At 32.9% G+C, this 8906-nt stretch carries 9 protein-coding genes; 5 read left to right on the top strand and 4 right to left on the bottom strand.

Annotation, left to right across the window (positions count from 1 at the left end; all coding sequences use genetic code 11):
• The 3 genes from rlmD to AC061C_RS14825 form a co-directional block, all read left to right on the top strand.
• On the top strand, window positions 1-584 hold a 584-nt coding region (gene rlmD, locus AC061C_RS14815), incomplete at its 5' end, for a 23S rRNA (uracil(1939)-C(5))-methyltransferase RlmD (RefSeq protein WP_478291811.1).
• A gap of 129 nt (window positions 585-713) precedes the next feature.
• Window positions 714-1235 carry a DUF6452 family protein gene (locus AC061C_RS14820; RefSeq protein ID WP_478291812.1) on the top strand — a complete coding sequence of 174 codons (522 nt, stop codon included), beginning with the start codon at window positions 714-716 and terminating at the stop codon, window positions 1233-1235.
• Window positions 1207-2040 (top strand): DUF6048 family protein, encoded by an 834-nt coding sequence (locus AC061C_RS14825; RefSeq protein WP_478291813.1) that lies wholly within the window; start codon window positions 1207-1209, stop codon window positions 2038-2040. Before AC061C_RS14820 ends, AC061C_RS14825 begins: the two co-directional genes overlap by 29 nt.
• Before the next feature lie 75 nt (window positions 2041-2115).
• Here AC061C_RS14825 and AC061C_RS14830 read toward each other — a convergent pair whose 3' ends face one another.
• Together AC061C_RS14830 and AC061C_RS14835 are read right to left on the bottom strand one after the other, a co-directional pair.
• Entirely contained in the window at window positions 2116-2352 is a 237-nt protein-coding gene (locus AC061C_RS14830) for a hypothetical protein (protein ID WP_309757211.1), read from the bottom strand.
• A 46-nt stretch (window positions 2353-2398) separates the two neighbouring features.
• On the bottom strand, window positions 2399-3604 hold the full coding sequence (locus AC061C_RS14835) for a THUMP domain-containing class I SAM-dependent RNA methyltransferase (RefSeq protein WP_478291814.1): 1206 nt from the start codon (window positions 3602-3604) through the stop codon (window positions 2399-2401).
• 69 nt (window positions 3605-3673) lie between these two features.
• On the opposite strand from AC061C_RS14835, the gene AC061C_RS14840 reads away from it, so the two are divergent.
• Together AC061C_RS14840 and AC061C_RS14845 are read left to right on the top strand one after the other, a co-directional pair.
• The gene (locus AC061C_RS14840) at window positions 3674-4438 is read left to right on the top strand and encodes a class I SAM-dependent DNA methyltransferase (protein WP_478291815.1); all 765 of its coding nucleotides are present in this window, start codon (window positions 3674-3676) and stop codon (window positions 4436-4438) included.
• A 2-nt stretch (window positions 4439-4440) separates the two neighbouring features.
• Window positions 4441-5109: a ZIP family metal transporter gene (locus AC061C_RS14845; RefSeq protein WP_478291816.1), complete on the top strand. Its 669-nt coding sequence runs from the start codon at window positions 4441-4443 to the stop codon at window positions 5107-5109.
• 47 nt (window positions 5110-5156) lie between these two features.
• Here AC061C_RS14845 and AC061C_RS14850 read toward each other — a convergent pair whose 3' ends face one another.
• Both AC061C_RS14850 and AC061C_RS14855 read right to left on the bottom strand, forming a co-directional pair.
• Window positions 5157-7547, bottom strand: a complete 2391-nt coding sequence (locus AC061C_RS14850; protein WP_478291817.1) for a TonB-dependent receptor — start codon at window positions 7545-7547, stop codon at window positions 5157-5159.
• Between the two features lie 156 nt (window positions 7548-7703).
• A complete protein-coding gene (locus AC061C_RS14855) occupies window positions 7704-8846 on the bottom strand; it encodes a helix-turn-helix domain-containing protein (protein ID WP_478291818.1) in 1143 nt (380 codons plus the stop codon).
• Window positions 8847-8906 lie beyond the last annotated feature (60 nt).

An 8906-nucleotide genomic window follows, 5' to 3' on the forward strand; every position in this document is an offset into this window, starting at 1 on the left:
TATACAAAGGAAGAGATTATATTTTGGAGGAAATGGAAGGTTTGAAATTTAGCATTAATGCCAAATCTTTTTACCAAACTAATTCTGATCAAGCATATGAATTGTATAAAATAACACGTGATTTTGCTGGATTAACCGGTAATGAAATTGTGTATGATTTATATACTGGAACGGGTACTATTGCACAGTTTGTTTCGAAAAAAGCGAAAAAAGTAATTGGTGTAGAAAGTGTTCCCGATGCGATAAAAGATGCTAAAGCAAATGCTGTACGCAACGAAATCACAAATTGCGAATTCTTTGTAGGAGATATGAAAGTGGTGTTTAATGATGTATTTATTGCGCAACACGGTCATCCTGATGTGATTATCACAGACCCACCTAGAGATGGAATGCACAAAGATGTGATTGAACAAATCATGAAAATTGCTCCTGCAAAAGTGGTTTATGTAAGTTGCAATTCGGCTACACAAGCACGTGATTTAGCCTTAATGGACGAGAAGTATAAAGTGACCCGAGTGCGTCCTGTAGATATGTTTCCGCAAACGCATCACGTAGAAAATGTTGTACTTTTAGAAAGAAGATAATTGATTTTTGATTGTAGATTAACGATTTTTGATTGTAGATTTTAAAAGTTGCTTTTAAAATTGATTTTAACATTCCAAAATTTTCTTGCGCATGCTAATTACACATCCGTTTCCACAAAAAAAATGTAAATGAAAAAAATAATTTTACTGGTATTTGCAGTAGCACTATCCTTCTCCAGTTGTGAGAAAGATGATATATGCGATGCAAATACACCAACAACACCGCGAATTGTGATTGGTTTTTACGATTTTTCGAATCCTTCGGTTTTAAAAAACGTAACGAATCTAAAAGTGGTAGGTGAAGGCATGACGGATGGAATAGTTTTTAATGGTAGTCCAACTACAAGTGGCAATACCATTTCGATTCCGTTAAAAACAGTAGGAACCAGCACTAGTTATAGTTTGACATTGAATTCTGGCAATACAAACCCAGCCTTAATAAACGTAGATAATTTAAAATTTGATTATGCAACTCAGGAAATATTTGTTTCCAGAGCTTGTGGTTACAAAACGACTTTTACATTAGACGCAACCAATCCCTACACGCATACAGATGGCGCAGCAGCAGATCAAAAATGGATTAAATTTATCTCGGTCGAAAAAAATATTATAGAAAACGAAAATGAAACACACATTAAAATCTTTTTTTAGTTTTTGTCTTCTATTGTGGCTGACTCTTGCACAATCACAAGAAACAACGCCTGCTAAAAGTACTCCAAAAAGTCCCGTGAATAACGAAAGGATTCCCGAAGCGCCTCTACCACTCGTGAAAATTAGTCCTGACATTAAAAAGAACGATTCGATTCCCGTAAAAACCAATCGCTACGGCGTACGTGTAGGAATAGATTTGTACAAGCTGACTCGTGCTTTATATGACAAAGATTATAAAGGAATTGAGTTTGTGGGAGATTACAGATTGACTAAAAAATATTTTTTGGCAGCCGAACTCGGAAACGAAAATAAAACTACCGATGACGACCGCCTCAATTTTACTACTAAAGGTTCTTACATTAAAGCAGGTTTTGATTACAATGCATATGAAAACTGGCTGGACATGGAAAATATTATTTCCATAGGAATGCGATATGGTTTCAGTACTTTTAACCAGCAATTAAATAGTTATCGCATCTACAATGCAAATCCTTATTTTGGTGAAGCACCAGTTATTGCATCCGGTCAAAAATACGATGGGTTAACGGCCAGTTGGATAGAAGTTGTAGCTGGAGTAAAAGCAAAAGTATTTAATAATGTCTTTTTGGGCTTTAGTCTTCGACTGAATAGATTGGTAACCAATAAAGAACCTGAGAATTTCTCCAACTTATACATTCCTGGATTCAATAGAACCTACGATGGAAGTTTTGGTGTAGGTTTTAACTACACGGTAACTTATTTTGTTCCCATTTACAAGAAAAAAGTAAAATCTGTTGCGGTTGCTAAAAAAACTAAGAAAAAATAATTACGAATTACGAATAAAAAAATCGCAAAGAGATAATACTCTTTGCGATTTTTTTGTTGTTAGAATAAACGTATACTATCCTATTTCCTTAATTCCTTTCATGAAAATCCATTTCATAAATAATTTTTCTCCGTCTTTGGTTTTTACAGCTTGGAATTTAGGAGCTATAATAGTTCCAATGATAAAGGCGGTCAATGGAATCCAGAAACTGGTTAAATTAGTATAATGCGCTACGATGTAGCGAACAGAGATAAACAATATGGCAAAGCATCCCAATTGGTAAAGAAAAGCTCGTATTTGTAATTTGGTCATAATAAATTATGAATTATGAGTTATGAATTATAAATTTTTAATCTGATTAATCCTGACTATTTTCTGTAATCTGATCCGTATTATCTGATTCCTGAACAACCTGAAACTTTGTTCTCTTGCTTCCTTCGTACATTTCATATTTTACCAATCGAGCTTCTAAACCAGCATTAAAAAGTTTGATTTTTCTCGAAGGTTTTAATCCTACATATTTCAATGCTTCTAGATTGGCTGTAATCATCCAGGCATTGGTACCAGGATAATTTTTCTTTAAAGTATCCCCAATATTTTTGTAGAATTCTTCCATATGAATGTCCAATCGCTCATCATACGGTGGATTGAAAACGACATGTAACTTTCCTTCTGAAGTTTTTTCGGTATCAAAAAAGTTTTGCTCTTCGATAGAAATATATTCGTCCAGATTAGCATTTTTAATGTTGTCCTTGGCTTTCTGAACCGCACTAGGTGCTTTATCATAGCCTTTTATAGTGTAATGAAATTCGCGAACACGCTTCAATAAACTATCTGAAATTGCATCGAACAAATCATTGTCCCAATCATTCCATTTTTCGAACGCAAATTCTTTACGGTTAATATTTGCAGGGATATTGCAGGCAATCATGGCTGCTTCGGCCAAGAATGTTCCCGAACCACACATTGGATCTAAGAAATCTGTTTGGCCATCCCAACCCGAAAGCAATAAAATTCCGGCAGCCAATACTTCGTTTATAGGAGCAATATTAGTAGCCGTTCTATACCCACGTTGGTTCAAGGCATTTCCAGAAGTATCCAGAGCTACCGATACTTGGTCTTTATCAATATGGACGTTAATTCTTAAATCTGGATGCACTTTATCGATACTCGGACGTTGCCCAGTTCGTTCTCTGAACTGATCTACAATCGCATCTTTACATTTTTGCGATACAAATTCAGAGTGATTAAAATATTCTGAATGCACAGTGGTGTCTATTACAAATGTTTGATTGGCTCCAATCAATTTTGACCAATTCACGCCAGAAATCCCTTTATACAAAGCCTGTTCGTTATTGGCTTTAAAAAAATAGATTGGTTTTAGAATTTTCAATGCGGTGCGTAACGACAAATTTGCTTTGTACATAAACCCTTTATCGCCCTTAAAACTAACCATTCTTACTCCTTGCTCCACGTTTTGAGCGCCCAGCATTTGCAATTCTTTTGCTAATATTTCTTCAAAACCAAAAAAGGTTTTGGCAACCATTTTAAAATTATTTTCCATTGTAAAATCAAGTATTCGTTGCAAAAATACACTAAATTTGCCTGAATCGAATTAATTGAAAAAGAATAAATGTCTGCAGCGCAAAATACTCCTATTGAAAATCAACTGAAATCAACAGAAAACTGGTATACCTCTTGGTTTGACAGTCCGTATTATCACATCCTTTATAAAGATAGAAATTATAGAGAAGCTCAGGTTTTCATGGATAACCTTACCCATTATCTCAATCTTCCAGAAAAGGCAAACGTTTTGGATTTAGCCTGTGGCAAAGGTCGTCATTCTATTTACTTAAATCAATTGGGTTTTACGGTTCTAGGAGCAGATTTATCAGAGAATAGTATTCATGAAGCTGCTAAAAACACGAATGATAGCCTTCACTTCAAAGTGCATGATATGCGAGAACCATTTGAAGAGAAGTTCGACGCTATTTTTAATTTGTTTACCAGCTTTGGTTATTTTGAAAACGATGAAGACAATCTTACTACGCTAAAATCTATAAAAGAAAGCCTATCTGAATATGGTTTTGCAGTTATCGATTTTATGAATGTTGCCCAAGTGCTCGAAACATTAGTCCCCGAGGAGACCAAAACAGTCGAAGGAATTGATTTTTATATTAAACGTTATTTGAAAGACGGTCATATTTACAAAGAAATTGATTTTGAAGACAAAGCACAAAAATTTCATTTTACCGAAAAAGTAAAAGCCCTGACCCTAAAAGATTTTGAGGAGTTAATGGAGGAAGCTGGAATTTATCTATTGGACATTTTTGGCGATTACAAACTGAAAAAATTCCATAAAACCGACAGCGAACGCCTAATCATGATTTTTAAATAATAATGAATTACCTTTTACCATTACTTTCTGTAATCATAGGTTATATTGCCGCATTGATTATACGACCAAAGAATAAAAGTAACCTCAAATTGCTATTGGCTTTTAGTGGCTCTTTCCTGCTTTCCTTAACGGTTATGCATTTATTACCTGAAATTTACGAAAGTAAAAATTCACACATTGGGCTCTTTATCATGTTAGGCATTTTGTTTCAAATCATCTTGGAATTTTTCTCCAAAGGTGCAGAACACGGTCATGTACACGGACACGAAAAAATGATGCAAATTCCATGGTTACTTTTTGTTAGCCTATGTATTCATGCGTTTCTAGAAGGATTTCCTGTAAGCCATCACAAGGATCTAGCCATAGGAATAGCCATCCATCATTTGCCTATTGCTATTATTTTGACTACTTTTTTCATCAATGCAAGTCTCGATAAAAAAGCTATTTTTTTCTTTATGACTACCTTTGCCGTTATGACTCCGCTAGGAACTTTTTTATCTGACTATTTACCTATATTAAAGGTGTATTATACTGAAATCACTGCCATCGTGATAGGAATATTATTTCACATTTCATCAACCATTATTTTCGAAAGCAGCGAAGGACATAAGTTCAATATCGCCAAAGTTTCTATGATTGTGATAGGAATTGCATTGGCTTATTTTATATAAATTTATAAAGCTAAGAAACAGATTTCTGTTTCTTAGCTTTTAATTTTCTAATTACCTCCAGTTCTTTTATTCTCCTCCTTATTCCCAAAATCACGCTGTTGTGCATTGATCTTTTTGTTTCCAAAATTATAAACCACAGATAAACGTACAAATCGATTACTTTCTTTCTGCTCATACACCTGTTTTACACCGTTTATAACTGAAGTAAAGTCTTTTAAATATGAGGTATTAAAAATATCATTTGCCAAAAATGCAATCTGCATGGTTTTATTAAACAAATCCTGTTTGAAACTAATATCAAAACTCGAGGCATATCCTACTTCATATAAACCGGATTTAAAAGGCGTTGTGTACGTAAAATCGATTTGCAATTTTGTCGTTTTACTTAATAAAAAAGTATTATTTGTAGAAAAATCAATTTGTAAACTGTTTGATGGTGTAGCATTGATATCTTTAATAAATTCTGTTTTTGCTCCCAAAAAGTATAATGAATTTTCACTAGACCACCAATCTGTAAAACTAGCCGAGTAACTTTCCCCAAATCCATAATTTAAATTTTTAAAATAATTCTCACGGGTTACAATCTGTGTATTGGTTTCCGGGTTTGATGTAAACAAAACTCCATAACCGTTTGTAATTGCATTGACAAAAACACTTGTTCTAAAAATCTCTTTATAAGTATGCGCCAACTCAAAATTATCACTAAATGAAGGTCTTAAAAACGGATTTCCTTCAGAATAACTATTGCTGTTTATGTAAATTCTGAACGGATTCAGTAAATCAAAACGTGGTCTGTTGATTCTTTTTCCATAATTCAAACTAAAAATATTGTTTTCGTTTTTCTTGTAAGAAGCATAAAACGTTGGGAATAATTTCAAATAATTATTTTCTGTTTCCTGATTTAAAGTTTCAGAAAATCCATTTGTTTGCGTGTTCTCCACTCTTAATCCCATTTGGAAATTCCATTTTTCATTGAGTTTTTTATCCGCATTTACATAAAATGCCTGATTATTTTCAGTGTATTTAAATCGGTTGGATTGGTTCGAATCTAATTCCGGAGTTCTTGTAATTGTATTGAAATAAAGTACATCACTTACACTATTTGTAAAACTCATTTTTGTACCATAAGACAAATTCAACGCTTGAAGCGGATGTTCCATATCTGCCTTAAAACTCCAATTGTCAATATCCTGATTCGAAATGTTTCTTCCCGACTGATTTATATCAACAAATGTCATCTCTGGTGTGAAGTTATTTGCGACAAAGTTTCTATCGAATTTTGAACTGTAATCAAAATAATCAACATCAAAAGATAACTTCCTTTTTAAAGAATCTAGTTTGGTAATTAAATGTGCATTATACGTTTGATTTTTTGATCCTTTATCAGTGAAGCTATTGTTCAGTGTAACATTATCCAATTCATTTTGAGTATTGTAACCCTCAATTCTAATATCCGATTTAAAATCAGGGTTATTTCTATCGTTTAAATATTGAAATCCAATAGTAGTACGTTCTGAAAGATCATAATCTAAAGCCAATTTCCCAGAAAGATTTTCAGTTTTTACCTTTGTTGTACTTTTCATATGGGAAAGTCCATCAGGAAAATACATTTTTAAATCATCTGTAGCATTCAAATAACCTGTTTTTGCATTAATGCTGGCAGAAAATCTAAACTTATTTTTATTGTAAAAAAAGTTATCTCTTAAAGTATAAATACTATATTTATTTTGATCATAAGAAACTGTAGTCGTGTTTTTCCAGGAATCACGAACTCCTTTTTTCATAATAATATTAATCAATCCACCTGTTCCTTCGGCATCATATTTTGCCGGCGGATTGCTGATAATTTCAATATTTTTAATATCACTAGCCGAAATTGATTTCAAAAAATTATTCAGTTCCTCACCTACTAATTCAATCATTCGTCCATCTATCATAACACGGGATGTTCCTTTTCCTAATATATTAATTGTGTTATTCTGAACGACAACTCCGGGAGCCGAATTAATGGCACTTAAAGCGTCTCCGCCAACTGTTGTAACATTGTTTTCAAGATTATAAACCAATCGATCCGTTTTCTGCTCGATTGTTTTCTTTTTAGATTGAATGATAACCTCTTTTAAATTGGTTGCGCTTTCTTTTAAAATGATTGTTCCTAAATCCATATCACTTTCTATTGCAAACTCTTTTTCATAATCTGTAAATTCTAAAAGGGTGATTCCAATTTTATAAGATCCTTTTTTAATGTTGATTTCGAAACTACCATCTTGTTTAGAGGTTGAACCATCTATAATTTTTCCTTCTGAATTCGATATCGAAACATCTGCCCATTCTAATGGAATTGTTTCGCTTACTATTTTTCCTTTTAATTTAAATGATTCTTGTGCTAAACAAAATAAAGGCAATAATAAAAAGGCAAGGAGATTTACTTTTTTCATGATTTCTAATTTTAAAACTTGTTTCGATTAATTTGAAGCAAAGTTGCCTTAGAAATTTTCAGAATTCGACCGACAAAAAAAAGTCGAACCAATTTCTATTCAGAAAATCAGTTCGACTTTATCAGGCATGAAGTACGACTTTTTACAAACCACTCATTACAAAGCGTTTCTATAAGCAGTAGGCGTCAAATTGGTGTGTTTTTTAAAAGAGGTATTAAAAGAAGATTTGGAGTTAAAACCAACTTCGTATAAAATTTCAAGAACGGTAACCTGACTCCTAGACTGATCTTTCAAAATACCCATCGCTTTTTTAATACGATATTCATTGACAAAATCAAAAAAGTGCTGCTCCATATGATGATTAATCAAAACCGATAAATCCCGAACCGGAATATCAATTTGATTGGCAAGCTCCTGAATGGTTAGCGATGGATCGAGAAAAGGCTCTTCCTCAGCCATATATTGTTTCAATGTCGAAATTTGACTGGAAATCGCATCGTCTTGAACATTTTTAGATTCTGTTTTTTCTTCGAGTTCGGGCAAAATGTCTTTTGCCAATTGTAATTTAGAATTAACACCTCTAAAAAGTTCGGGATGATTGAGCGCTTTCATTATAAACCAGCATGTTATTAGCAAAGCAATAGCCCCTACAAGTACATTTGTCCAAAGAAATATCTCTCTGAAACCGCTATAACGCAATACATTTTTTAATGCCACAATAGAATGTGCGATAAGAAAAACACAGGTTATCTGAAAAAGCCATTTATAAGTCGCAGTACTCGAATCAGCATAATTTTCTAAATAGATTTCTCTATACTTTTTTAAAATTATAAAAACACTGACGATATAAAATACATATTGAAATTCAATTAAAATCTGAATGAGGTATATCTCTGGCATTTGATTAAGTATTGTAACAAATGTGTCTCTTTCTATGTGATTACTAAGATAAATCCTTGGAATAAAAACCAAATTGACCAATAAAAAAGGAATTGAATGAAATGCGTGCTTCCACTTTAATCTAAAATCAGAATAACAGACTGCTAATACAGAAAGATAAAATAAAGGCATTCCAAACAAACAGGCTGTAGATCTAAAAATCTCTAAATTCAACTCAATACGAGTAACCGCATCAATAAAAAAACCAGAAAGATCAATAGCTGAGAAAATAAAAAAACACGCAAATAAACGATTTGCTAATTTATTTTTGGTTTTAACCGTTACTAAAAAAAATGCAAGCAATAAAGAAACAAAAACGGAGATCCGACCAATGCCCTGCAGTAAGCTTAATTTATCCATTTAACTTCACAGCTATCCGAAAGTTTTACTAAATAATAGAAAAACTGCCTCGACCCTTTA

The organism is Flavobacterium sp. GNP010, assembly GCF_056428945.1.